Raw genomic sequence first — 23,478 nt, 5'->3', positions numbered from 1 at the left:
ACTCATTCCCAAGATGCCCACCGTCTCTCCGATGTGTCTCCGCCGCTGCCGCAGCGTCCCAACAACCGCCTCAGCAGCGCCGGTGAAGGGGGTTCTAAGGTTTACTCCCAAAACCCGCAACCCAAAAAAACAAAAAACCAAAAGTTTTTTGAAAACACCCAAATACCTAAACAAAATCAACCGGTTAGACTGATGAAGAGAAGAGGGAACGGGCGTCGAAAAGTTACTTCCCTTCAGCAGCCCCCCTCTGAACTGACTCGAAAGAACGAGCTCAACACAACATATTGAGCATCAGACGTGTCGCGACACAAGTCGGCGCGACTCAAACCCGATAATCGAGTCGGAGATTCCATCAAATCCTGAAGCTTCTTGACCAAAAGAATCGAAAAACGATCAGGCGGATACACAAGACCCGCATACATCTCACTCGTATCCAGCCAAACAGCACCAAGACCCGTCTTGCACATCTTTTTCGGATGAGGTCTGGTTCCCCTAATATGTTGTCGGCACAAACGCAGGATCGGTATGGCCCGCCACCTTCAGTTTCCTTTGGTCAGAACCGTTGGGTTTGACGGAGCGCTCGTAACTTTTGCAGAAAGTATGTCCGACGACGCTAACCGTGCAGCTCTGGCATTTCGATCTGAAGTGGATCATCTGAATTGGGATGAGGTCACTGAGTCTTCCGCGTCTTTGGGTTCTGCTTTTGTGCGTTTCGACACACAGCGCATTTCACACAAGCAGATGCTGGACAGGCTTCAGCAACTTGTGAGCCAAAAAGACTGGTACAACACGCAGCTTCCCACGGGTCGCAAACTTTGGCGTGTACCGACGGTTTACGGAACCGAACTGGCGCCACAACTGAACGATGCCGCCGCCGCCGCCGGGTTGACACCGGAAGAGGCAAAACGTCGCCTGGGTCAATCGAGGGTGCGGGTTCTGACAATCGGGTTTGCACCCGGGCAGCCCTACCTTGGGCCACTGGGACCCGAGTTCAATATTCCCCGGCTTCAAAACCTGACCCCGATGGTGCCCGAAGGCGCATTGGTTCTGGCCATCTCACAATTTGTCCTGTTTTCGGGTCCGACACCAACCGGGTGGCGACATGTCGGGCAAACAGCCTTTCGATGCTTTCGCCCGGAAATGTCCGAAACCTTCCCCCTTAGTCCCGGAGACGAGTTGGTGTTCACACCTGTATCTCGCGATGAATTAGAACATATCCGCGCGAACAATACAGACGGCAGCGGCGGTGCCACCTGCGAGGAAATCGCGCCATGAGCCTGATCGTCCATCGGGTCGGCCCCTCTTGCACGATACAAGATCAAGGGCGCGTCGGGTATCTGGATCAAGGTTTGTCCCGCTCTGGTGCTGCCGACATATTCGCCTTGCATGAAGGGGCTGCGTTACTGGGGCAGAGCCCGGACCTTGCGGCGCTGGAAATGGCCGGAATGGGAGGCGAATTCGAAGCCACGCAAGATATGCACGTCGCTTTAACCGGTGCGCCAATGCAAGCGACCGTTGATGGGAGCCCTGTGGCCTGGAATGCATCCCATCACTTGGCCGCCGGACAAAGACTGGTCATCGGGGCCGCTGTGAAAGGGAATTACGGCTATCTTCATTTAGGGGGTGGAATAGAGTCCGAGGTTTTTCTGGGATCGCGGGCGGCGCATTTAACGGCGCGGATCGGTCAGGCGATACAACAGGGCGATAGGCTGAGCTGTGGCCCTCATGCGGGAAAGAGCGGGTTGAAACTGCAGCCCGCTGATCGGTTTTCAGGTGGCACGTTGCGTGTGGTGGCCAGCTTTCAAACACCGCTGTTCGATCAGGCGACGCTGGATCGGTTTGCAGCGACCAAATTCCGACGCGGTGCACGCGCAAACCGGATGGGGATGCAAGTGGACAGTGACGGCGACGGGTTCGCGGCATCGGGCCAGTTGAACATATTGTCCGAGGTGATCACTCCAGGCGATATTCAAATGACCGGGACTGGGGATCCGTTCATTCTGCTGCCAGAGTGCCAGACCACTGGCGGCTATCCTCGTATCGCAACCGTTTTGCCCTGCGATATGCCCCGTGCGGCACAGACACCTGCGGGCGGTTCCATCCATTTCGAATTTGTCAGCATGGAAGAGGCCAACGCGTTGCAAGCAGCCTTCCTGTCAGATCTTGCGCGCCTGCCTTCACGGGTCGAACCTCTGGTCCGTGACCCGCATGACATACAGGACCTGTTGTCCTACCAATTGATCAGCGGAGTAATCTCTGCCACCGACTAAGGAGATGTGCCAATGCCAAGCGTCGATCTGAACGCTGATATGGGGGAAAGCTTTGGCCCCTGGAAGATGGGTGATGACGAAAGCCTGTTGAAAATCATCACCTCTGCCAACATCGCCTGTGGATTTCATGCGGGCGACCCGGATGTGATGGCGACGACGATGCAATTGGCAGCCGAAAACGATGTGGGCATTGGTGCACATCCCGGTTTTCCTGACCTGCAAGGCTTTGGTCGTCGGAACATGAAAGTCCCCCATGACGCATTGCGCAATCTGGTCCGGTATCAACTGGGTGCCGCGATGGGCATGGCCAAGGCGGTCGGCACCAAAGTGAGGCATCTCAAGCTGCACGGCGCGCTGGCCAATATGTGCTCGGTCGATGTTGATATGGCGCGAGCCTGCTATCAGGGCGCTTTGGACGTGGACCCCGATATTATTGTCATGGTGCTCGCGGTTACAAAGCAGGAAGACGCCGTGCGCGAACTTGGCTGCAAATGGGTGGGCGAAATCTTTGCCGACCGCGCCTATAACGACGATGGCACCTTGGTCGACCGCAGCCTGCCCGGTGCCGTGATCCATGATGCTGATGTGGCCGGTCCACGCATTCTGAACATGGTCCGCGAAGGCTCGATAATTACGGAAAGCGGCAAACGGCTGGAGACGTCCATCGACACGATTTGTCTGCATGGGGACGGACCAACGGCGGTTCAAATCGCCCGTTCCGTCAGGGAAAGCCTGATCGGCGGTGGCGTCGAGGTGACGAAGTTCGTCCGATAACCTGACGCACCTTTAGTGCTACGTTGTCATGAAAAAAGGGCTGTGGCGAACCACAGCCCAGACCCAACAGGAGAGTATTTGCCGAACCTTATGATGGTCCGATCATGAAACAGGTCACATTGCGGGCCTGCAATCGGCGACACGCCAGATCGGCCTGCTCGCGGGTCATGCCCTGAAAAGTTGCGTCAAACCCGCGCGAGCTTTGGTTCACCTTACGCAGTGTGCCCTCCAGCGTCGTCATTTCTGACAGCGCAGTTTTCAGCAGAACCTTCTCGGCCTCATACCGTGTGGTGTAACGCCCCACATTGACGCCCCACAGATGCCCGCCAGACGAAGAAAGCCGGGTGACGACCTCCTGCTCGGGCTCGGGTTGCTTCGCCGTTTCGGTCGAGGCCAGCACCAGATCGGACGGGCGTTGCGCCGGGCGGGTGCCCGTTGCTTGCTCAGGCGTGGTGGTCGACGCGATATCTGCCTGAGCGATTGCCGCTGCGATACCATTGGTGATCCGGTCGCGATTCTGATCTGCTGTCGCTGCCACTGCATTTGCAACCTGCGTCGAAGCGCTCGGGCGCACAACAGGACGCAGGCTGGTTTTGGGTGGCCCGCTCAGGCGTGCAACCTGCGTGCCCAGTCCTGCATTGCCCGCATAAGCCGGGCGTGCTGGTTTGCGAATAGGTGCACGCGACGGGGCACGACGGAAACCCAGATCCAAAAGCTCGGCCACTTTGGCATTCCGCGAGGCGCCTGACTTTCCACCAAAGACGGTCGCGATAATCCGTTCATTTTTGCGCTTGGCTGACGCCACCAGGTTGAACCCCGCAGCGCGGGTATACCCGGTTTTGATGCCATCTGCCCCTTTGTACGCAGCCAACAGGCGACGGTTGGTGTTCGGCACGGTCTTGATCCCGGCATGTGTCGATTGACGTGAGAACAAGTTATAATACTGCGGGTAATCATACAGTAGGTGCCGTCCCAGCGTGGTCATGTCACGCGCGGTAGACAAATGCCCCGACTCGGTCAGGCCATGCGCGTTCTTGAAGGTCGTGCGGCTCATCCCCATGGCTTTGGCCGTGCGGGTCATACGACGCGCAAAAGCTGCCTCGGACCCGCTGATGGCGATACCGATAGCGGTTGCCGCGTCATTGGCTGATTTCACCGCAGACGCTCGGATCAGATACCGGAAGGCAATCGTCTGTCCTGTCCGCAGGCCCAGCTTAGACGGCGGCTCGGCCGCAGCTTTCTTGGTGATCCGCACAGGGGTATCCAGCGTGATCTCACCGTTTCGCACCGCTTCGAACGCAATATAAAGCGTCATCATCTTGGTCAGCGATGCCGGATGCAGCCGCGTGTCGGCATTGCGCGAATGCAAAACCTCACCGGTGCGGGCGTCAATAACCATTGCCGCGTAGGGTGCTGCCATGGGCTTGAGTGGCGCAAACGCCAGCGCACATAGCATCGCTATAAGGAATAAGCCCATTCGGGCCGGAACTGTCCGCCGAATCTGCACGATCTTTGCCTCTGTCTGCCTCGCGCCGCCGGGTTTTCCCGGTCGGCAAAATATATTTTATTGCGTTAAAGGCTAACACAGGGGGGGCATAAAAGAAACTGAAAGCTGCGCTTTTCGCGATTTCGTCATATGCGCTACAAAGCGCTATATGTAGATAAACCAATCGCGCAAACCCACCAAATGCGCGATTGTGGCATCGCTTTGCCGGAGCACGACAAGGTTTTTCCGGGACTGCGGCCAAAAGGCAACATCACCTCAAACTGCACACCAGATCGGCCAAGTCGCCCAAATCGCGCAGCTCACGGAATCGCGGGCTGTCAACCGGGGCTTCAGCGTGCTCAACCTCCCACACCAGACCGTGTGGCACATAAACCCCCCAGCATCCGGCCTGAATCGGAGCCACCACATCCGAGCGCATGGAATTGCCGACCATCATCGCAGACGCCGGACCATCCCCGTGGGATTCGAAAATCGTCTGATAAGTTTCTGCGGTCTTTTCCGACACAATCTCGACCCCGTCGAACAAATCGCCCAGCCCGGATTGGGCCAGTTTACGCTCTTGATCGATCAGGTCGCCTTTGGTGATGAGTATGACCCGGTACGCGTCGGACACGCTCTCAATCGCATCACGGGCATGCGGCAACAGCTCTATCGGATGTGCCAGCATCTCTTGCCCGGCTTCGATCAATTGCCGAATAACCGAGGCCGGAACACGGTCTTCTGTCACTTCGATGGCGGTTTCGATCATCGACAGAACGAATCCCTTTATCCCATACCCATAGTGACGAATGTTGCGTTTTTCGGCGGCCAGAAGACGCTCCATCAGGTGATCCCGGTCAGCGTGATCCGCCAGCAATTCAGCAAAATGGGCCTGCGTCAGCTGGAAAAACCGTTCGTTGTGCCAAAGGGTGTCATCTGCATCAAACCCGATTGTCGTCAGTTTTTCCGTCATCTTATTTACGTCCGCTTGCTCTTTTCACCGGCGATGCCCACGTTATATAAGCGCCAAGATAAACCCCAAGCCTGAATCGGACAGTTACACACGATGCTGGAAAAGACCTGGATGATGTCTGACACACCGGACGACGACGGAGACGCGTCAGTCCTGCTGCAGACGCGCCCAAAAACCAAGCGTCCGCCCCTGTACAAGGTGCTGTTGCTGAACGACGATTACACGCCGATGGAATTTGTCGTGCACGTGCTGGAGCGTTTTTTTGGCATGACCCACGCCCAAGCGTTCGAAATCATGCTGACCGTTCACAAAAAGGGCGTGGCCGTTGTCGGCGTCTTCAGCCATGAGATTGCCGAGACCAAAGTTGGCCAGGTGATGGATTTTGCCCGCAGGCACCAGCACCCACTGCAATGCACCATGGAACGCGAAGAATAAGGCGCACCGCCTGTCGCGCCCTTTCCTTTCTCTGCCGGAATTGCCCATGTCCCCTCGCCTGGAACTTGCTTTGCAAAACGGCTTGTCGCTGTCGCAACCGCTGACCGTGATCGGCCCGGTGCCAGACCACGATCTGTCAGCGCTTCCTACTGACGCGCAGGTGGTACAGCCGTTCAAGCCCTTTCACGATCATTTTGCGGCGCAAGGCTTTGACACGGTGCCCGAAGCAGACGCACCCTGTCAGGACGCCATCGTGTTTTTGCCACGCGCCAAGGCGCTGGCGCGCGCGACGATCCAGCGCGCTTGTTCGCGGGCCGCCGGGGTTGTCGTGGTCGATGGTGCCAAGACCGACGGGGTGGACAGCATATTGAAAGATGTGCGCAAAAGGGTTGATGTCGAGGGCCCCCTGTCCAAAGCACATGGCAAGATTTTCTGGTTTCAGGCAGATGCTTCTGCTTTCGAAGACTGGGCCGCGCCTTCGGCGCAGATGGTCGGCGGTTTTCATACAGCGCCGGGGGTGTTTTCGGCTGATGGGATCGACCCTGCCTCGGCCATGTTATTGAAGTCTCTGCCTTCCAAACTTGGGGCTCGCGTGGCTGATCTGGGCGCTGGTTGGGGGTTTTTGTCCGCAGACGTATTGAAGCGCAATGACGTCAAGTCTTTGCATCTGGTAGAGGCGGATCAGACCGCTCTGACATGCGCGCGCAAAAACGCTCCTGACCCAAGGGCTCAGTTCTATTGGGCCGATGCCGTCTCTTGGACTGCACCCGAACCCATCGACACCGTCGTCATGAACCCCCCGTTTCACACCTCGCGCAGCGCGGATCCGGCTCTGGGTCAGGGGTTCATCATCTCAGCCGCACGCAATCTGACCCGCAACGGAACCCTTTGGATGGTTGCCAATCGCCACCTGCCCTACGAAACCACGCTGAACGAACATTTCGCTCAGGTCACTGAAATTGCCGGAGACAACCGGTTCAAGGTGCTTCAGGCCTCTCGCCCTCGGCGTTAAGGCTCGTTAACCTGCCCCCAATTCAGGAGGATTCGGATGTCCTTTTCCATCGCAGGCAAGACAGCAATCGTAACGGGCGGAGCCAATGGCATCGGGCTGGCTATCGGACGCCATTTCGCGGATGCAGGTGCAAATGTCATGTTCGCCGACATGGACGAAAAGCGCCTGGTCGATGAATTGGGAGAGCAGGCAGAAGACGGAAATATCCGCTATTTCGCAGGCGATCTGCGCGAAAAACTGACCATAGCAAATCTGCTATCGGCCACTTTGGATGCCTTTGATCAGGTGGACATCCTGATCAATGGTGCGCGGCAAGTGATCCCTTCGGACCCATTAGACCCTGATGACGACTCAGTACGCACCCTGCTGAACCAGAATTTGATGCCGGCCCTGCGGCTGAGCCAATTGGTTGCGAAACGCATGATCAAACAGGCGGATGGGGACGAGGAAAACCTTGCCGGGTCGATCATCAACTTGTCGTCCATCGCAGCCCGCCGGACACATCCCGACCTGATGGCCTATTCCGTGTCGACCGCGGCGCTGGATCAAATGACCCGATCCCTTGCAGTTGCGCTTGCTCCGAACCGTATTCGGGTCAACTCGATCGCACTGGGCTCGGTCATGAGCGCATCGCTACAATCGACCCTCAAGGAAAATCGGGACTTTCGGGACGATATCGAAAAACACACACCGCTGGCCCGTATCGCTTCGGCGACAGAGCTGACCGAAACCGCGCAGTTTCTGGCGTCCGATGCAGCCGGTTTCATTACAGGCCAGATCCTGACAATCGACGGCGGGCGTACATTGCTTGACCCCGTAGCTGCCCCAGCCCACTAAGACACATGTTCGATACAGAAAAATCCACTGCCTCCGCCTGGTTTCGGCAACTGCGCGACGATATTGTCTCTGCGTTTGAAACGCTGGAGGACAGCCACGACTCTGGCCCGTTTTCCGATGCAAAACCCGGCCGGTTCGAAGTCAAGGAAACCAAACGCCAATCTGAGGATGGCTCGGATGCAGGGGGCGGGCTGATGTCCGTGATGCGTGGCGGTCGCGTGTTCGAGAAAGTTGGCGTCAACGTTTCAACTGTTTACGGCACATTGGGTGAACGCGCGCAGCACGCGATGGCGGCGCGCAAGGGCATCCCCGGGATGACCGAGGATCCTCGCTTCTGGGCCTCGGGAATCAGCCTGGTGGCGCATATGCAAAACCCTCATGTCCCTGCGGTGCACATGAACACTCGCATGTTCTGGACCCCACACGCCTGGTGGTTCGGTGGCGGATCGGACCTGAACCCGTGCATCGAGTATGATGATGACACACGCCATTTCCACGCCACCCAAAAGTCCCATCTGGATCCGCATGGCGTCGCGCATTATCCGCGCCTGAAAGACTGGGCAGATAAGTATTTCTACATTCCCCACCGCAAGCGTGCACGAGGCGTGGGTGGGATCTTTATGGACGACTACTGCACCGGCGACTGGCAGTCCGACTTTGCCCTGACACAGGATATCGGTCGTGCCTTCCTGCCCGCCTTCCTGCCGCTGGTTGAAAAACGGCGCGTTCAGGGTTTTTCGGACGGGGACAAGAACACCCAACTCGTGCATCGCGGTCTGTATGCGGAATACAACCTAGTCTATGACCGGGGCACTAAATTCGGGCTGGAAACCGGGCACGACCCAGATGCGGTTCTTATGAGCCTACCACCGTTGGCAAAGTGGGTCTGACGCTTAGAACGTATCCATGATGAAATTGTCGTAGCAGTAGTTCTGTGCCGACGACGCAGACATGTTTTCACCAACCCGGCTGACCGTGATCGAATAACCCGGGTTGGTATCTGCACCCGGAGGTGGTGTCAGCGAAAATTGTACGGTTCTAACGCCCCGTTCATAAGCACGCCAGATGTAAATACGCTGCGAATTTGGAACGCCCAGCGTGCGAATCGCATAGTCGCCAATCCCGCACCAGTAATTTACGGGCGCTGACGATCCAAGTGCCTTGACCTCATAGACCCCATCGGGAAGCGCTGTAATTTCGGTTCGAAATTGCGGCCTGACGTTCAGTCCGAACCCTACCGCGTCGGCCATCGCGGGCACCACAACAAGCGCAGCTGGGGCGAAAACCTTTACAAGTCGCATAATTTCAGCATCCCGAAAATTGAGCATTTATAGTTCGAACATAGCGGCAGCGGTCTCTGAGTAAAGTAGTGCCACCCGACTTCAACGACGCCTGGGGTGGTACAGGGAAATTTTGCTACCCTTCTTGTGCATAGACGTTACACTAAACCTAAGGTTTTGGTTTGCATCATATAATGGCGATCCTGTGAGCAAGAGCTTTCCAAAGGACTGGTTCGATTTCCCGCCCGAGAAATACGCTGACCTTGGCGCAATGTTCTATCTGGCGGGTCTTACAAAAACACATCAGAAACGCACCCTTGCACAGGTGCTGTATGCGTTCGAGACACCGTTCCGCCTTGGTCAGTATCATATCTTTCGGCAAAACGGGTTTCCCCGCGGCTTTGTCACCTTTGCCGGGCTCAGCCCCGACGCCGAGTACCGCTATGCAGTGCAGGAAAAACCGTTGAAGGAAGAGGATTTTACCGGTGGGCCTTCCTTTTGGATCGTCGATCTGGTGGCCCCTTTTGGACAGACGAGCCAGATTGTTGATATCCTCAAGCAAGAAATCCCACACCCGCGTGTGCGGACAAACCGGATGGACAGCGACATGACGCGAAACCGGATTGTCGAATGGACTCGGGATCAGGCAGGCGAGGTCCATATGCGTCTGTATCGAAAAAGAGAATTTGAACAGGTGTTGCAGCAAGGCGAAGAATAAGTGGTCTCGGTTACAATCACAGGCGAATTGACCGGCGACGTGACCGGTTCCCCACCCAACGTAGCGATGGGGCAACCGACACTGGACAATGGCACATTTACACCAACGACCCAGACTTGGACCATTGCAACGCAGCCCGCCAACGGCACCGCCTCGATCGACCCGAACACAGGTGAGTGGACTTATACGGTAGACCCAGCCTTTTTTGACAATCTGGACAACGGGCAGGTCGTTTTCGATACTTTCTTTATCAGCGTTACGGGCACCACGCAGCTAGGGCCGTTCACCGTGCCGTTTTCCAACGACCCGGATCCGGTGGCGGTCACGATCAGGATCGAAGGTGTATGCTTTGCAGCCGGTACCTTGATCGAGACCGAGGACGGCCCACAGGCCATTGAAACACTGCGCGTGGGCCACATGGTGGCAACCGCAGATCACGGGCTGCAACCTATTCGCTGGATTGAAAGCAGTGTGCTTGCGCCCGAACGATTATGCGCTGAACCTGCAATGCAGCCGGTTCGAATCTCGGCAGGAAGTCTGGGGCCGAACACACCGTGCCGGGATCTTCTGGTTTCGCAACAGCATCGTATCCTAGTGAAAGGCCCAAAGGTGGATTTGCTGTTCGGTGCTGCAGAGGCGCTGGTGGCTGCAAAACATCTATGCGGCTGGCCGGGCATTTATGTGGATTCCTCGGTGGAGGAGGTAGAGTACCTGCATATCTTGCTGGATCGGCACGAAATTCTGAATGCGGAAGGGGCGCAAGCTGAAAGCCTGTTTCTGGGGGAAGAAGCGCTTTACACGCTGTCCTCCGACGCACTTCGGGAGCTTGCTGCAATCTTTCCGGACCGGCCATCCTCGGGCCACACCGGGTTTGGCCGCGCCGCGCGTTTGATCCTGCGAGAACATGAGGCGCGCGCGCTTGCCTGAGATTACTGGCCCGTCGCGATACGACCGCCAACATCCTGCGGAGCCAGGGCAACCGTCTTGATAACCGCGTGACATGGGCTGCCCACCTGCAAGTTCAGTGCCGCCACTGATCGACGTGTGACGCGGGCCAGAACACTTCCTGCCGGGGTCGTGACGGAGACAATTGCACCGGGCCCCTCGCCCGATCGGATCGAGGCCACCGTACCGCTGAGCACGTTCAGCGCAGAAAGCCCTTCGGGCTTTTGGTTTGACAATATGACCTCTTGCGCCGGGATGCGGATGCGCAATTGCGCTCCGACGTCATGCGCAATGCGCGGCAGGAACAATCGTGCGCCGTTGGCATTTAACTCAGTCAGCCCGTCAGTGTGGTGGTGAACGACCTGAACTTCCAAAACAGCCCCAACTGCGCGAACCCCTGCGGGGGCCACCGAAGGATCGGCTAAAACCTCGGAAGCGGGCCCATGACGCACGGCTTTTCCGTCTTGAAGTGCAACAACCGAGGTCGCCAGACGCGCAACTTCAGCCGCCGAGTGGGTTACATAGAGAATAGGAACCGACACCTCATCCCTAAGACGCTCGAAATACGGCAGAATTTCTGCTTTCCGTGCCTCGTCCAGCGCGGCCAGAGGTTCGTCTGCAAGAATAAGGCGCGGGTTTGCCAGCAGCGCCCGCCCAATGGCCACACGTTGCTTCTCACCCCCAGACAACCCAGCTGGACGGCGATCCAGAAGGTGACCAATGCCCAGCATATCAATCACCTTCTCAGGATCTTCCCGTTGCGCTTTTTTCGGAGCAAACCAGCGACCGTAAGCCAGATTTTGCCGTACGGTCAGATGGGGAAACAGCCGCCCTTCCTGAAAGATATACCCCAATCGCCGACGGTGCGGCGGCAGCCATTGTCCGCGATCAGTGTCGAACAAGACCCAATCCTCGACCGCCACACGGCCCGCCTCAGGTCGCAGCAGCCCGGCCACTGCGTTGACGATAGTTGTTTTGCCCGAGCCCGACCGCCCAAACAAGACTGTCACGCCGGGCGGCGCATCAAATCGGACATCCAGATCGAGATCCGGCAAACGATGTTGTAACCGAACAGAAAGGCTCATGACCCGGCCACCCGTGCAGCAGCGCGCCGTCCGACGTATTCTGACAAAAGAAGCGCGCTCATTGCGATAACGATTGAGATAAGGACCAGTCGCGTTGCCGCCGCCTCTCCGCCCGGCACCTGCAGGAATGCATAGACCGCGGACGGAAGCGTTTGAGTCTGTCCGGGAATGTTGGACACAAAGGTGATGGTGGCACCGAACTCGCCCATTGCCTTGGCAAAGGCAAGAATTGCGCCGGCAATGACCCCCGGAAGGATCATCGGCAAGGTCACGGTCAGAAACACCATCGGGCGTGACGCCCCCAGCGTGGCCCCCGCCTGTTCCAGTTTTGGATCCACCGCTTCGATCGACAACCGTATGGCCCGTACCATCAACGGGAAGGCCATGATCCCGGCGGCCAGCGCAGCCCCGGTCCAACGAAACGCGACAACGATCCCGAACTCTGCCAGAACACGCCCAAGCGGTCCTTGAATGCCAAATGTCAGCAACAACAGATACCCCGTGACGACAGGTGGCAGGATCAGGGGCAAATGCACCAGACCATTCAACACCTGACGGCCGGGAAACCGCCAGCGGGCCAGCGCGTAGGCTACGAATATCCCAAACGGCAATGTCGCCAGCGTCGCCCAGAACGAGACGCGCAGAGACAGCTTTAACGCTTCAATTTCGGCAGGGCCTAACCAGTCCACGAGGATCACCCGCCCGGCAGGGAAAATCCCTGCTCCTGAAAAACGGACAACGCCGCATCGCTGCGTAGATGGTCCAGAAAGGCCTGTGCTCCACCCTGTGCAGATGATGTGACGGCCGCAGGATATATGATCTCAGGATGCAGGTCGTCGGGAATGGTCGCCAAAACACTGACCCGCGTTTCCACCTGTGCGTCTGATCGATACACAATACCCAAGGGCGCAGCCCCTGCCGCCACCAGCGCCAGAGCTGCACGAACGTTATCGGTTTGCGCAACATGGTCCTGTAACGCGTCCCATTGGTTCAGGCTTTGCAATGCAGCTTTTCCGTAGATACCGGCTGGCACGGCATCAACCAGAGCCATCGCCAGAAAACCGCCGTTCAATTCGGCCTTTAGGTCGTGACCAGGTTGGATCTCTCCCCAACTTTCTCGACCTGTCGCACCAATCACAACTAGACCATTGCCCAGCAAATCCACCCGCGAATTCGCCCGGATAAAACCGTCCTGCTCCAGTATGTCCATCCAGTCAGGGTTCGCCGAGATGAACACGTCCGCAGGTGCGCCCTGCTGAATTTGGCGCGCCAGCACTGACGAGGCCGCGTAAGAAACCGTGACACGGTGCCCCGTTTCCGTTTCATAGCTTTCAGCAACCTCGTCCAGCGCTGTCTTCAGACTCGCTGCTGCAAAAACCAAAACACCTTCAGCCCCGGCGCGGACTGGCGCGAACGCCAATACACCTAAGACCAATGCCACCATCCAGAAACGGCGGGTGAAGGTTAGGGTCATGTACACTCCCGACCGGAAAATTTCAGTCCCTTCGGGAATATCGGAGGGTACAGCCCCCACGCAAGCGCCTTTGAGAAATTAGCGAGATCGGTGCCGCTGCGTTGCAGAAAGTCCAAAAGGGCCAAGGCGTCGATTAGACATGACCATCATCACACCGCACATATTCAGATTTGCGACAGCGCGGGATTATTCGTTGTTCGGAACTCCAGACGAACAGGGCAACACGGATCGGTCAAAGTATAGAATTCAAGAAAATCTCTCAGACCCTCTTGCACCCGCCCGCAGGCTTGGCTACATGCAGCGTCACGGGTGATTAGCTCAGTTGGTAGAGCGCTTCGTTTACACCGAAGATGTCGGGAGTTCGAGTCTCTCATCACCCACCATTCTTTCCAGAAAAACTTCGACACAGACATACCCCTCGGGGCCTAGCTCCGCTGTTGCATGTCTTGAAAACCTATCTCGAATAGAACCCATCACGCAGTTCTTGCCTCAGACGCAGACGCTCAGGGTATTCCTTCAGAAACTGTTCGGGTGGCTTGCCCTCCCAAACTTGCGCATAAACCCGCATCTTGTTGCCGCCGTAAATCTTTGCAAGGTCCTCGTTTGAATAGCCACGGGCCCATAGGTCATCGGTAATCGCCGCAAGGATTTTGGCCAGTTCGCCGTTACCGGTCGCTCCTTTGTTGAAGGCGTCGATCATATAGCCGCCATCGTCGTACATACTCGCGTTTGCGGTCGCCCATTGTACGACCAGTTCGAGCGAGAACATGTCATCCGTTGCGATCCCAACATGGTCGACACCTACAAGCTGGACATAATAGTCGATCATATCAGCGGCCTGCTTGGGTGAAATATCCTCGGGCCAGACACCATCCATCATCCACTCGGTGAACGTCGGAGAAACGTAGCCACCGGACTTGGCCGCGCGCAGCGCCTCATCGTCGGGAATGGCCCGGTAACACCCTTTTGGCGTCGCATTAGGTCCATTTGCATACAGCCCTGCAGGAACCGAGTGCGTGTAAACATAGGGCACACCGGGATAGTTCGCGTCCATGTAATCCATGGCGTCGTTTGCCGTTTTGGACCCGGTGTGGCTTAGGTCCAGTAGAATGCCGAACCGTACCATTTCGTCGATGACTGACTTCCCCCAAGGGGTTAATCCAATGTCGCGCCCGTTATATGCAGCCAACTGCCCCGATCCAGTCCGGAAAATGTCATTGTAAGCCAGGATCATACTTTTGATCCCCATATCCTTCAGCACTGCCATCTTCCTTAGATCGCCGTCCAGAATCGTGGCCGTTTGGCTGTTCCAAATCACCGCCGTCTTGCCCTGTATGTGGGCAGCCTCAATATCGCGGGTTTCATTCACGATGAGATAGTTTTCCGGTTGCTGCGCCATGGCGGCGCGAAAGTGGTAATGTTGATCAAGAAAGGTGTCGAAAGACATATCCGCAGCAGCCAGCGTCATCTCATGCCCGGTGATACCGTTTTCCCGCGCACGCGCGAAATAAGTATGAAGTTGCTCGTCTTCGGTCCAGCCAGTGCCATAGGGGCTCGCCAACATGCCAAGGACAATTGTATCCTGCACAAACTGCTTCGCTTCTTCTGACGCCTCCCACGTCTTGCTTTCCTCGCTCGCATGTAACGCGCCACCAAAAGTGATCGCTATGGCGCTTACGGCCAACAGGGTCTTCATGACAGAGCCTCCTCAGTTGAGTTGTTTTGCCACCGCATGACGCCCCCTCAGAAAACGATCCGGGTTCTTAGGCCGAACAGTGTGATGTTGTCCTGAGTGGGGTTCAGCAGCGGGTTGGAAATGAACTGCAGTGATGGTGTGATCTGCAACCCTGGTGAGATTGAAAAACGGTAGAAAGCTTCAAGCGTGAACTGTGTCCCGTCTATGCCCCTGGCTTCGGCCCAGTTCAGGCCAACACCAGCCAAATCGGTATTGCGACCGTAATATCCCAGACCGGCAGAGATCGAGCGATCATAAAGCGCGGCGGTTCCTTTTGAGGCCCCCGCCCGAAAGAACGGCATCCACTTATTGTCGACAAACCATGCCGCAGAAAATGCAGCGCCATAGTCTTCCGCTCGGCTGCCATCATCAGCCGCATCCGCATGCCAGAGGGTCAAATGGATATTGTCGAAATAGATACGATCAAAGTCGGACGTGTACCCAAGTTCGAGTGATTTGAAGAGGTTACCATCGCTGAACACATCAAAATTTGGATCAGACGGGTCGGCGTTTGCGTCCGACACGCTCGCAACAGCGTAGAAGTTTTCGCTTAGCTTAACCCCACCCGCGATCCCCAATCCTTGATTGGGTGTATTGATCGTCGGGTTGGTGTTGAAGGACAGGTTCTGGAATCCGCTGTAAGGACTGACCAACCCATAGATGTCCACGAAGTCCGTGACATCGATCTGCCCCACTTGCAGCGTCCACGAACCGTTCTCTGCCCGTTGGGTCCAAAACAGGTTGGTGAGTAACAAACCGCTATCGTTGAACGCTGTCCCCGTGATCGAAAGGGCGCCACCATCAAGCCCGAGAAATTGGGGAGCAACGTCGGTGTAACTGTGCCGCTGTTCGATCTTGAATGTCACAGAGCCACGCTCGGTTGCCTGCCAACTGCCATAGAATCGTGCAATCCCACCGGCCGCTTCACCGGTTCCCAGATCAGCATTCGTGGTTTGGCCAAGCGCCAAGTAATCAATGTTGAAGCGAAACCCGTCCTCGGCCAATCGGTCTTTCCACGTAAACCAACCCGCGGCTACGTTGCGCGGAAAATCCGAACGATATTGCGGGTCAGTCAATCCATCGCCGGGCTGCAGGTCAGCTTGAACCGAAGAAGGTCCGGACAGTCCTTGGGCCGAGGCCGTGCCCGCGGATGAAATGACCAAGGCAATAAGCAGGTTTCTTATCATTCGGATGCTCTTGCCCCGCCCGTCTTGCGATCACCTGCAGCACGGATGCGATCAGCGGCACGCTGTTTCCACTCCAACCTGTCCGCCTGCGTTTCGAGGGTCTCAACACTGTCCGTTTCCAGTTGGAATGTCGCGCTCATGGGCATCAGGCCATCCACGACCATCATGCTGTGAACGGACGGGTCAATTGTCAGCCTGCCCGTCAGTCTTACCGGTTCATGATAATAACTAGGTGTCCAATCGTCGTTCAACCGAACACGGATCATCTGATTAGGAGGGGGCGGAGGCATGTGACTGCACATCCCGCGCTCTGGCACCAAATAGGCCACAGGTCGCCCGTCGGGATCGCTTGGGGCTGGAATGGCAAAGCCGGCCAGTGTGACGGTCTGGCCGTTATGTTGCGGATTTCCATCCGTTGCTGCTTTTCTTCGGCGTTCTGTCACGACCTCCCGCTGATCGAGTAGCCAGTCGATATCAATGTCCTCTGCGGCCAAAGCGTCCTCTGTCGCAGCCAGCAGTTCTTGCCATTTCTGCCGTTCTTCTTCGCTGCCGCTATCCTGCTGCAGCCTGCCGCGCAGTCGTACAACAAACAGAACATCGTCGAACTGTTCCGGGCTGAGATCGCGATAAGGATCTTCAAAGATTTGCGCGGATGGGTCTGGAAGGTCCGCCCAGTCCAACGCAACCCCATTCGCGGCCAACGCGGGAGGACCACACCAAACCAACCCTGCGACTATTGTGGATCGTAACCAATTGCGCATGAACACCCTCCGGCTGCGGTATCAATCAGTCCAGCGTGTTTTTGTATATCACGCCATCCTTCATGATCAGGCGGATAGTTTCAGGGCTTTCCGGCCTGGGGTCCGCACCAAACCACTGATCGCCTGTCCCAACGACCGAGAAATCTTCAAGGGGATTTCCATCGATCAAAAGGATGTCGGCATAAGCCCCTGCTTCGATCACGCCAAGCTTTCCAGCCGTATACGGGTTCATAAAATCACCTGACAAAGCAACGACTTCACCACCCGTCGAGGTCAGCGTGACCATGGACGTGAAGGGCCCGAAAAACTCATTGTTTAGGTGCTTCTCGTAGGCAATTTGGATATTGCACGCCTCCACCGAACCTACACAGTCTGTCTGGAACCCTCGCTTCACCGGGCATTCCTTCATATTGTCGATGTAGCCTGCAAACGTGGCCGAGGCGGATTTTGCTTTGGCAAGGCTGGACGGGACGTTTGCCACCGCAGGAATATCAAGCAAACCGGGATCAAAGGCCGTCAGGTTGGTTGTGATGTATGCCCCCTTTTCGTTCATGACCTGAGCGATTTCACAATCGAACGAAAAACCATGTTCAATCGACATCACACCTGCATCAAGCGCATTCAGGATTGCTTCTTTTCGGTAAGAATGCGCCATGACGTAGCTGCCATACTCATTTGCGACTTGCACGGCTGCTTTGATTTCCTCTGGCGATCCAGCCAGCAATTGCCACGGATCAAAGGCCGAAACCACGCCGCCGGATTGCATGAATTTCAACTGCGTTGCGCCCATGCGAAAGTTGTTGCGCGCGAACTTATAGACGTCATCGACACCGCTGATCTCTTGCGCCAGGTTCAGACGGCTCATGTTCGTTTCAGCGCCCGGTGGTGCCGTGAAATTTGCGAAGTCTGCGTGGCCACCCCGAGTTCCGATGAATGCCCCGGAAGGATAGTACCGGGGGCCGTCAATTTGCCCCGCGTCAATGGCCCGTCGCAGCCCGCCATTGGCGCCACCCGCATCCCTGACTGTGGTAAACCCTTGCATGAGATACATCTCGGCCATCCGCGCACCGTGAATGGCAAAATCCTCCCAAGTCGTGTTGGCCTCCATCGCCGGCAGCGTAGGACCCATCAGCATAAGGTGAGCGTGAAGTTCAATGAAGCCGGGCGTCAGCGTTCGCCCACCGCCGTCAATGACAGCAGCGTTGGGTGCATCGATCGCGTCCACGGATACGGCCTTGATCAGGTTGCCTTCAACAAGAACACTCGCGTTTTTGATACGCTGCTCATTCACGCCATCGAAGACATGGACGTTGGTGAACAATGTTTGCGGCCCCTCCTGATCCTGAGCCGAGGCAAGCATAGGAAAAGCCAAAACCGCTGCGACAGTCACAGTCACGTAAAGGGACATTGGTGAACCGGACATGAGGTCTCCCTTCATATTCATGTTTCTCTAACTGTAGAGCGGAAACTTTTGGCTCGGTTGCCACTTTTGAATTAAGATGTTCGAATATGAAGACTAAAGTGGCCACCGGGTAGAACTGCTGGCCTAACCAAGGGTGACAAGCTTGCCGTTCAACTCAACCTCTCAAGAGCACAGCGAAGGCTTCATCCGCCTTGCTTTAGCAGCCCCGTTTTTGCAGTTTCTCACCACCCGAGGGATCAATCCACAACCAGCTTTGGATCAGGTCGGATTGAAAGCTGAACTCTTGTCTGACCCATCAGTCTATGTCCACTCAGAGTTGGTCTATGGTCTGTTGAATGCCTTCTCTGAATTGTCAGGCGACAGATTTCTTGGACTGAATGTAGGGGAAACATTTGATCTGCAAGGCTGGCCTCCGTTCGCTGAGTCACTGCAGTCGACAAAAACACTGTTCGAATTTTTCGCACGTTTCGTCGGGCTTGTTCCGCAAGAGTCCAATTCTGTGCGGCACAGTCTCGTCATAGAAGCAGACAAAGCGACTTATCGGATTGAGAGACAACAGGAACCAACGGTTCCACCTATTCAGGTCACAGGTTTTGGGGCCGCAATCTACGTGCGTCTGTTGCAAACCGTTGTCGGAAACTCCTGGGACCCTTCCCAAGTGCGTTGGGAAAGCAGATACATCAATGGCCTGCCACTCGATTATAAAGGGATCGATGTCGGCCTTGGGACAGATCCCGGGATGCAAATCAGCTTTCCCGTGGAATGGCTGTTCCTGAACCACGTTTCAAACGCATCGGCTGCGCCTGTCGCCTCAGTTCGGGAAAAGGGGGAAGTGACCGTGGTTGCTGCATTGCGATCTGTCTTGCGCGACAAGTTGGATGAAACTGATTTAGGGCCAGTGGTGGTGGCCGGGTTGCTGGGTATACCGCCAGAACGATTTTCCCGAGCGCTACAGCAGCAAGGCACAACGCTGCCCCGCGAAATCAAGCGGCTGCGCGTTGATGTCGCCAAAGAACATCTGAAAGAAGGTGCAATGACAATTGCCGAGATTGGACTAACGCTCGGCTATTCAGACAAGTCCCATTTCACCCGGTTTTTCCGAGGGCAAACCGGCACAACACCGACGCAATACCGCCTGGAACAAAAGTCAAAGTAAACTTCGCAAGATCCCGCGCTGTATCGGCTTACCCTCCGATTGAATGAATTTCGTCTGAGCAATTGCCCGGCTTCTTGCAACTGGGGTTAAGCTTGGAAGGTCACTGAGCCACGCTTTGTTTTCTTTCTGGCCAAAACTCATCAACAACGACATATGCCGCAATGACAAAGAAAGCGGCGCTGGCGACCTGGAAAACGCGCGTGATGCTTTTGACGTCCGCCTCATCCGAAAACGGAGAAATCGACCCGCCATAAACGATAAGTACCGTCGTTAACGCCGAACCAGCCGCTGCAGCCAGCGGGATCTGAGTTTTTCCAAGTGCCCCGAGTGACAGGCAGAAAAACAGACACACAAGGATCGGCGTCAGAATGACTGGCGCGATGACGTTTAACTCGTAGCAAATAATGGATATTGCCGCTCCGAGAAGGTTTGCCGTCAGCATGGCTTTGGCAACCGTTTTGCCCATCGACGGCATTGCAGCAAGTTGCTGGCTCAGAAGTGCGACAAAGAACAGGACCAAAAACGCAGACGCGCCTGAGATAAAAAACGCCATGGCAAACGGCACCGTAACAAGCGACATTCTTACAATCCGCCGATTGGGGTCAAAGTCCGAAGACGCCGCAGCTTTCTTCTGAACACCCGTCTGAGGTTCGGCAGGTAACAACACAAACATCAGGGTCGATACGAAACCTGCAAATAGCAGGTTCAAAGGTATCCAGAACACAAGCACCAACGCCAAATCCTGTGATTGCAAAACAAGGTTTGGAATCATCAATGCCCCCATCAGGGCGATGACACCGGGCAGAACGCCTGCTCCTGAAACTGACCACATGAAGGACAGGATAATCCCGATGGCCACCAGAATGAGAAACACAACAGGATATGGAGCAAAGACCGACGACAGAAGGAAGGAAATGAACATCAATCCGATTGAAAAGACGAACAGTTTTGCGAAGGCCGCCAAGGGCAACGCAGCAGGTGCCTGAAGGAACAAGGCGGTAAAAACAGCCCCAACCACAGCAAGCGGCCACCCCAGAAACAGACCCAAGGCGAAGACACCGGTCACACCCAGTGCAAGCCGGATAACGGAGTTCCGGTCCTCAGTACGCATAGGACAGGATCGAAACCAAACGAATGTAGGTCCGACCGACCATGTTCAGAAGCGAGTTGTCGCTCAGATACATGATCACATCGGCCTGGCCATTAAGTTGGAAGCGAAGATCATCTTCGGCGTTTCCGGCCTCATATCCTGGCAGAACGATCCGCACCGGAAATCGTTCCGGTTCGCGCAGAAAGCCTTTGGCGCTGGGCGGGCTTGCCAATTGTCCCGGTTCATCTCCACCACTCAGGGATACGGCCGCACTAAAACTTTCGATCACGCCCGGAACAATTTTGCCCGGGTGCATGTCCAGCACGACATCAACCGGCGATCCCACCGAAGCGCGGCCAAGGTTGTTCTCGGTGAAATACGCCTCGACCCAAACATCCGTTGCATCCAAAAACGTCAACAGGTCCTGACCGGATCTTGCATATGTACCGGGGGCGATCAGAAGATTGGATATGACGCCTGTCGCCGGAGCACGCAATTCCGTCCATTCAAGGTTCAGTTCTGCATCTGCCAAAGCCGCCAAAGCGCGCTGAATTTTTGGGTTTTCAATACCGTCATCACCCAGCCTTTGCTTGGCTTTTTCCAAATCCGCTTTGGCATTTTCGAAATTTGCTTCGGATTCTGCAAGCTGCCCGCGGGCGTCATCAGCCTTTGAAACAGCGATCAACCCTTTCTTTTCAAGCGCAAACACGCGCTCGGTTTGAATACGCATCGTATCAAGATCACTTTGCGCCCTGGCCAGTTTGGCTTGTGCAGCGCTTACCTCGGCCGAGGATGCCCCCACTTCCTGTGTGGCCGCTTCCAGATCAGCTTCGGCCTTGTCGCGGTCGATTTCATAAGGTCTTGGGTCAATCCGAACCAGAACATCTCCTGCCGAGACGACCTGACCGTTTTCAACAAGAACCTCGGTCACTGTCCCAGTGACCTGCGGCACGATCTGGGTCGCGATGGCCTTTACTCTGGCGTTCCCGGTGAACGGTGTTTTTCGGTCAGCAACGAGGTACCAGACCAGAAAGATCAGAATGACGGCCAGAGTTGTCCAAATCGTCTTCCTCATTTTGCTTCTCCGTCCGCAACACCTTCAGTTGCGGGAGGGGAGTCGATCCAGACTTTGAACAACTCGTAAAAGACGGCGAACAGAACAGGCCCCATGAAGATGCCGATCAGACCGTAGGCCATCATCCCTCCCAGAACACCGATCAGGATGACCAGCATTGGAGTCTCAAGACCTTTTGAAATGAACACTGGCCTCAGGAAGCTGTCCATTATGGCAACGGGAATGGCCAGAATTGTGAAGATCAAAGCGGTGCCGCCGGACATCGAACTCCATGCGTAGATGACAACCGGCAAAAGAACCAAACCGGGCCCAATCTGAATGATCGAGAGTATCAGGCAGATAAATGCCAACGTTGCAGCAGATGAAATCCCAAAGAGAACCAGCAATATCCAAACAACGACGGCCTGAATGGCCGCCACGCCGATCACGCCCTTGGTCACGTTTCGGATCGTTGCTCCGGCCAGTGTAATGAATTCCCCGCCGCGCGGCGCGAAAACACGGTTCGCAAAACGCTGCAAACCTTGAACCAGAGTTGGTCCAGGGCTGAACAAGGCCCCCATGATCAAAACGGATAAAGCAAGACCAAGAAGTCCGATACCGATCCCCAGAACCTTACCAAAAAGCGATTTGGTGATCTCAAGGATTTGCGCACCGTATTTTGCCAGCGCACCGTCCAGATTGCGTTCAAACATGCCCCAAACTTCGGCAATTTTGTTTCCGACCAGCGGCAGTTCCTTAAGGCCCTCCGGTGCCGGTGGGATTTTCAAATCACCTCTGTCGGCCTGTTCTGCGAAATCTGACCCAAGTTCTGCGGCACCAGATACAGCCGTTGCGACCGGTCCAAGAGTCAACACGAGGCCCAGTAAAACCAGGATTGTAGCAGCAAGCTTTTTCCGACCTCCCATCTTGGATTGCAGCCAATCAAACAATGGGTAAAGCGCGACGCACAGTATCGTGGCCCAGATGACCACACTTGCAAGCGGGGCAACCATGACCAGAGCGCTGTAGAGGAACAATCCGAGAAAGAGCAACCGTATCGCGAGGTCGACAATCTTCGCGTCTTGAGTCTTTTCCATACCATCCCTCCAATATTTGTTTTGTGAACATTATACTCAAAAAACGTAATATGTATATTTTTTAAGCCGCAGAGGACTTTAGCATGTTTAGAAACGTAAGAAGTCGAGCTGCGTTTCAAGCCGATGAAGCACATTGCGGTCTACACAGGCGCAGTGCCGGCTCAATTTGGCGCGGCTTATTTTTGCTTTTTGTCGTCGTCTTGCGACAGGATCGTGTCCGCCACAGTGGTCGCTGCAGTCACAAAGATACCCAGGCCGACAATGATATACACCATCGTAAAAATCTTCCCGGCCGCAGTTTCAGGAGAAAAGTCACCGAACCCAACCGTGGAAATCGTCACAACAGAAAAGTAGATGGAATCCAGCCAGCTCCATCCTTCGACATAGTGATAAAAAACCGACGCCCACAGGATCATACCGGTTGTGAAGGCAAGCAGGCCCTTCACTCTCCCATCCTTAAAGGCGACGCCTATCCCTCGTGTTATTCTGGTTAACGAATTCATAATACCACCATAACAATTTATGCATTTCTACATAGTGTTTTTTGAATTTATCTGCTGAACTCTCTTTCTAGGATTACCGTTTCACTTCGAAGTCGCATGTCCGCGTGGGTCGAAATTCAACTCAGTAAGACCAATGCGCTGCGAACCGCGCGCTTTGTCGAAAACCCGACTCGATACTATTGC

At 55.6% G+C, this 23,478-nt stretch carries 25 protein-coding genes and 1 tRNA gene; 12 read left to right on the top strand and 14 right to left on the bottom strand.

The window, feature by feature from the left end:
- The 4 genes from ACR0EV_RS15880 to ACR0EV_RS15865 form a co-directional block, all read left to right on the top strand.
- On the top strand, positions 1–288 hold a 288-nt coding region (locus ACR0EV_RS15880; RefSeq protein WP_480800966.1), incomplete at its 5' end, for a hypothetical protein.
- A gap of 237 nt (positions 289–525) precedes the next feature.
- On the top strand, positions 526–1,275 hold the full coding sequence (locus ACR0EV_RS15875) for a 5-oxoprolinase subunit B family protein (RefSeq protein ID WP_480800965.1): 750 nt from the start codon (positions 526–528) through the stop codon (positions 1,273–1,275).
- Positions 1,272–2,270, top strand: a complete 999-nt coding sequence (locus ACR0EV_RS15870) for a 5-oxoprolinase subunit C family protein (RefSeq protein WP_480800964.1) — start codon at positions 1,272–1,274, stop codon at positions 2,268–2,270. The genes ACR0EV_RS15875 and ACR0EV_RS15870 overlap by 4 nt, the downstream gene beginning before the upstream one ends.
- 12 nt (positions 2,271–2,282) lie before the next feature.
- Complete coding sequence (locus ACR0EV_RS15865) at positions 2,283–3,044, top strand: LamB/YcsF family protein (RefSeq protein ID WP_480800963.1); 762 nt, start codon at positions 2,283–2,285, stop codon at positions 3,042–3,044.
- Positions 3,045–3,132: 88 nt separating this feature from the next.
- On the opposite strand, the gene ACR0EV_RS15860 is transcribed toward ACR0EV_RS15865, so the two are convergent.
- Entirely contained in the window at positions 3,133–4,521 is a 1,389-nt protein-coding gene (locus ACR0EV_RS15860) for a D-alanyl-D-alanine carboxypeptidase family protein (protein ID WP_171676883.1), read from the bottom strand.
- A gap of 280 nt (positions 4,522–4,801) precedes the next feature.
- On the bottom strand, positions 4,802–5,503 hold the full coding sequence (locus ACR0EV_RS15855) for an HAD family hydrolase (protein ID WP_480800962.1): 702 nt from the start codon (positions 5,501–5,503) through the stop codon (positions 4,802–4,804).
- 93 nt (positions 5,504–5,596) lie between these two features.
- Here ACR0EV_RS15855 and clpS point away from each other — a divergent pair, with 93 nt between their 5' ends.
- The 4 genes from clpS to hemF are packed head-to-tail and all read left to right on the top strand — an operon-like array spanning position 5,597 to position 8,677.
- Entirely contained in the window at positions 5,597–5,938 is a 342-nt protein-coding gene (gene clpS, locus ACR0EV_RS15850; RefSeq protein ID WP_171093379.1) for an ATP-dependent Clp protease adapter ClpS, read from the top strand.
- 46 nt (positions 5,939–5,984) lie between these two features.
- Positions 5,985–6,950 (top strand): class I SAM-dependent methyltransferase, encoded by a 966-nt coding sequence (locus ACR0EV_RS15845; protein WP_480800961.1) that lies wholly within the window; start codon positions 5,985–5,987, stop codon positions 6,948–6,950.
- Between the two features lie 36 nt (positions 6,951–6,986).
- A complete protein-coding gene (locus tag ACR0EV_RS15840) occupies positions 6,987–7,787 on the top strand; it encodes an SDR family NAD(P)-dependent oxidoreductase (RefSeq protein ID WP_171184216.1) in 801 nt (266 codons plus the stop codon).
- Between the two features lie 5 nt (positions 7,788–7,792).
- A complete protein-coding gene (hemF, locus tag ACR0EV_RS15835; RefSeq protein ID WP_480800960.1) occupies positions 7,793–8,677 on the top strand; it encodes an oxygen-dependent coproporphyrinogen oxidase in 885 nt (294 codons plus the stop codon).
- 3 nt (positions 8,678–8,680) lie between these two features.
- Here hemF and ACR0EV_RS15830 read toward each other — a convergent pair whose 3' ends face one another.
- Positions 8,681–9,088: a hypothetical protein gene (locus ACR0EV_RS15830; RefSeq protein WP_480800959.1), complete on the bottom strand. Its 408-nt coding sequence runs from the start codon at positions 9,086–9,088 to the stop codon at positions 8,681–8,683.
- Positions 9,089–9,272: 184 nt separating this feature from the next.
- On the opposite strand from ACR0EV_RS15830, the gene ACR0EV_RS15825 reads away from it, so the two are divergent.
- Both ACR0EV_RS15825 and ACR0EV_RS15820 read left to right on the top strand, forming a co-directional pair.
- Positions 9,273–9,785, top strand: coding sequence for a toxin-activating lysine-acyltransferase (locus ACR0EV_RS15825; protein WP_480800958.1), 513 nt, complete (start codon positions 9,273–9,275; stop codon positions 9,783–9,785).
- Positions 9,786–10,712 carry a Hint domain-containing protein gene (locus tag ACR0EV_RS15820; RefSeq protein ID WP_480800957.1) on the top strand — a complete coding sequence of 309 codons (927 nt, stop codon included), beginning with the start codon at positions 9,786–9,788 and terminating at the stop codon, positions 10,710–10,712. It begins immediately after the preceding gene.
- Between the two features lie 2 nt (positions 10,713–10,714).
- Here the strand turns inward: ACR0EV_RS15820 and modC are convergent, their stop codons facing one another.
- Genes modC through modA form a run of 3 tightly spaced genes read right to left on the bottom strand, consistent with a single transcriptional unit; the run spans position 10,715 to position 13,289 of the window.
- A complete protein-coding gene (gene modC / locus ACR0EV_RS15815; RefSeq protein ID WP_480800956.1) occupies positions 10,715–11,815 on the bottom strand; it encodes a molybdenum ABC transporter ATP-binding protein in 1,101 nt (366 codons plus the stop codon).
- Entirely contained in the window at positions 11,812–12,504 is a 693-nt protein-coding gene (modB, locus tag ACR0EV_RS15810) for a molybdate ABC transporter permease subunit (RefSeq protein WP_480800955.1), read from the bottom strand. Before modB ends, modC begins: the two co-directional genes overlap by 4 nt.
- 5 nt (positions 12,505–12,509) lie before the next feature.
- Positions 12,510–13,289 (bottom strand): molybdate ABC transporter substrate-binding protein, encoded by a 780-nt coding sequence (gene modA, locus ACR0EV_RS15805; RefSeq protein ID WP_480800954.1) that lies wholly within the window; start codon positions 13,287–13,289, stop codon positions 12,510–12,512.
- A 307-nt stretch (positions 13,290–13,596) separates the two neighbouring features.
- Between modA and ACR0EV_RS15800 the strand changes: the two genes are divergently transcribed.
- A tRNA-Val gene (locus tag ACR0EV_RS15800) sits at positions 13,597–13,672 on the top strand.
- A gap of 71 nt (positions 13,673–13,743) precedes the next feature.
- Here the strand turns inward: ACR0EV_RS15800 and ACR0EV_RS15795 are convergent.
- The 4 genes from ACR0EV_RS15795 to ACR0EV_RS15780 are packed head-to-tail and all read right to left on the bottom strand — an operon-like array spanning position 13,744 to position 18,395.
- Positions 13,744–14,985: a membrane dipeptidase gene (locus ACR0EV_RS15795; RefSeq protein ID WP_480800953.1), complete on the bottom strand. Its 1,242-nt coding sequence runs from the start codon at positions 14,983–14,985 to the stop codon at positions 13,744–13,746.
- Positions 14,986–15,032: 47 nt separating this feature from the next.
- Positions 15,033–16,211 (bottom strand): carbohydrate porin, encoded by a 1,179-nt coding sequence (locus tag ACR0EV_RS15790; RefSeq protein ID WP_480800952.1) that lies wholly within the window; start codon positions 16,209–16,211, stop codon positions 15,033–15,035.
- Complete coding sequence (locus ACR0EV_RS15785; protein WP_480800951.1) at positions 16,208–16,972, bottom strand: DUF3299 domain-containing protein; 765 nt, start codon at positions 16,970–16,972, stop codon at positions 16,208–16,210. Before ACR0EV_RS15785 ends, ACR0EV_RS15790 begins: the two co-directional genes overlap by 4 nt.
- A 25-nt stretch (positions 16,973–16,997) precedes the next feature.
- The gene (locus tag ACR0EV_RS15780) at positions 16,998–18,395 is read right to left on the bottom strand and encodes an amidohydrolase family protein (RefSeq protein ID WP_480800950.1); all 1,398 of its coding nucleotides are present in this window, start codon (positions 18,393–18,395) and stop codon (positions 16,998–17,000) included.
- A 142-nt stretch (positions 18,396–18,537) separates the two neighbouring features.
- Between ACR0EV_RS15780 and ACR0EV_RS15775 the strand changes: the two genes are divergently transcribed.
- The gene (locus tag ACR0EV_RS15775; RefSeq protein WP_480800949.1) at positions 18,538–19,551 is read left to right on the top strand and encodes an AraC family transcriptional regulator; all 1,014 of its coding nucleotides are present in this window, start codon (positions 18,538–18,540) and stop codon (positions 19,549–19,551) included.
- 100 nt (positions 19,552–19,651) lie between these two features.
- Here ACR0EV_RS15775 and ACR0EV_RS15770 read toward each other — a convergent pair whose 3' ends face one another.
- The 4 genes from ACR0EV_RS15770 to ACR0EV_RS15755 form a co-directional block, all read right to left on the bottom strand.
- Positions 19,652–20,662 (bottom strand): DUF2955 domain-containing protein, encoded by a 1,011-nt coding sequence (locus tag ACR0EV_RS15770; protein WP_480800948.1) that lies wholly within the window; start codon positions 20,660–20,662, stop codon positions 19,652–19,654.
- Positions 20,652–21,716, bottom strand: coding sequence for an HlyD family secretion protein (locus tag ACR0EV_RS15765; RefSeq protein WP_480800947.1), 1,065 nt, complete (start codon positions 21,714–21,716; stop codon positions 20,652–20,654). Before ACR0EV_RS15765 ends, ACR0EV_RS15770 begins: the two co-directional genes overlap by 11 nt.
- Complete coding sequence (locus ACR0EV_RS15760; RefSeq protein WP_480800946.1) at positions 21,713–22,792, bottom strand: AI-2E family transporter; 1,080 nt, start codon at positions 22,790–22,792, stop codon at positions 21,713–21,715. The genes ACR0EV_RS15765 and ACR0EV_RS15760 overlap by 4 nt, the downstream gene beginning before the upstream one ends.
- 176 nt (positions 22,793–22,968) lie before the next feature.
- Entirely contained in the window at positions 22,969–23,238 is a 270-nt protein-coding gene (locus ACR0EV_RS15755) for a potassium channel family protein (protein WP_475192571.1), read from the bottom strand.
- Between the last annotated feature and the right edge of the window lie 240 nt (positions 23,239–23,478).

Source organism: Ruegeria sp. CF8 (genome assembly GCF_056537285.1).
Note: the sequence above shows the minus strand (reverse complement) of the source record. Positions and strands in the feature narration are given on the sequence as shown.

What these genes read in the sequence shown, in the direction of transcription:
- ACR0EV_RS15785 (WP_480800951.1), bottom strand. Translation starts at nt 16,972, where the DNA reads ATGCGCAATTGGTTACGATCCACAATAGTCGCAGGGTTGGTTTGGTGT.
- ACR0EV_RS15860 (WP_171676883.1), bottom strand. Translation starts at nt 4,521, where the DNA reads ATGGGCTTATTCCTTATAGCGATGCTATGTGCGCTGGCGTTTGCGCCA.
- ACR0EV_RS15780 (WP_480800950.1), bottom strand. Translation starts at nt 18,395, where the DNA reads ATGTCCGGTTCACCAATGTCCCTTTACGTGACTGTGACTGTCGCAGCG.
- ACR0EV_RS15765 (WP_480800947.1), bottom strand. Translation starts at nt 21,716, where the DNA reads ATGAGGAAGACGATTTGGACAACTCTGGCCGTCATTCTGATCTTTCTG.
- ACR0EV_RS15875 (WP_480800965.1), top strand. Translation starts at nt 526, where the DNA reads ATGGCCCGCCACCTTCAGTTTCCTTTGGTCAGAACCGTTGGGTTTGAC.
- ACR0EV_RS15790 (WP_480800952.1), bottom strand. Translation starts at nt 16,211, where the DNA reads ATGATAAGAAACCTGCTTATTGCCTTGGTCATTTCATCCGCGGGCACG.
- modA (WP_480800954.1), bottom strand. Translation starts at nt 13,289, where the DNA reads ATGACCCTAACCTTCACCCGCCGTTTCTGGATGGTGGCATTGGTCTTA.
- ACR0EV_RS15840 (WP_171184216.1), top strand. Translation starts at nt 6,987, where the DNA reads ATGTCCTTTTCCATCGCAGGCAAGACAGCAATCGTAACGGGCGGAGCC.
- ACR0EV_RS15830 (WP_480800959.1), bottom strand. Translation starts at nt 9,088, where the DNA reads ATGCGACTTGTAAAGGTTTTCGCCCCAGCTGCGCTTGTTGTGGTGCCC.
- ACR0EV_RS15870 (WP_480800964.1), top strand. Translation starts at nt 1,272, where the DNA reads ATGAGCCTGATCGTCCATCGGGTCGGCCCCTCTTGCACGATACAAGAT.
- ACR0EV_RS15795 (WP_480800953.1), bottom strand. Translation starts at nt 14,985, where the DNA reads ATGAAGACCCTGTTGGCCGTAAGCGCCATAGCGATCACTTTTGGTGGC.
- ACR0EV_RS15865 (WP_480800963.1), top strand. Translation starts at nt 2,283, where the DNA reads ATGCCAAGCGTCGATCTGAACGCTGATATGGGGGAAAGCTTTGGCCCC.
- clpS (WP_171093379.1), top strand. Translation starts at nt 5,597, where the DNA reads ATGCTGGAAAAGACCTGGATGATGTCTGACACACCGGACGACGACGGA.
- ACR0EV_RS15845 (WP_480800961.1), top strand. Translation starts at nt 5,985, where the DNA reads ATGTCCCCTCGCCTGGAACTTGCTTTGCAAAACGGCTTGTCGCTGTCG.
- hemF (WP_480800960.1), top strand. Translation starts at nt 7,793, where the DNA reads ATGTTCGATACAGAAAAATCCACTGCCTCCGCCTGGTTTCGGCAACTG.
- ACR0EV_RS15760 (WP_480800946.1), bottom strand. Translation starts at nt 22,792, where the DNA reads ATGGAAAAGACTCAAGACGCGAAGATTGTCGACCTCGCGATACGGTTG.
- modC (WP_480800956.1), bottom strand. Translation starts at nt 11,815, where the DNA reads ATGAGCCTTTCTGTTCGGTTACAACATCGTTTGCCGGATCTCGATCTG.
- ACR0EV_RS15770 (WP_480800948.1), bottom strand. Translation starts at nt 20,662, where the DNA reads ATGCGTACTGAGGACCGGAACTCCGTTATCCGGCTTGCACTGGGTGTG.
- ACR0EV_RS15855 (WP_480800962.1), bottom strand. Translation starts at nt 5,503, where the DNA reads ATGACGGAAAAACTGACGACAATCGGGTTTGATGCAGATGACACCCTT.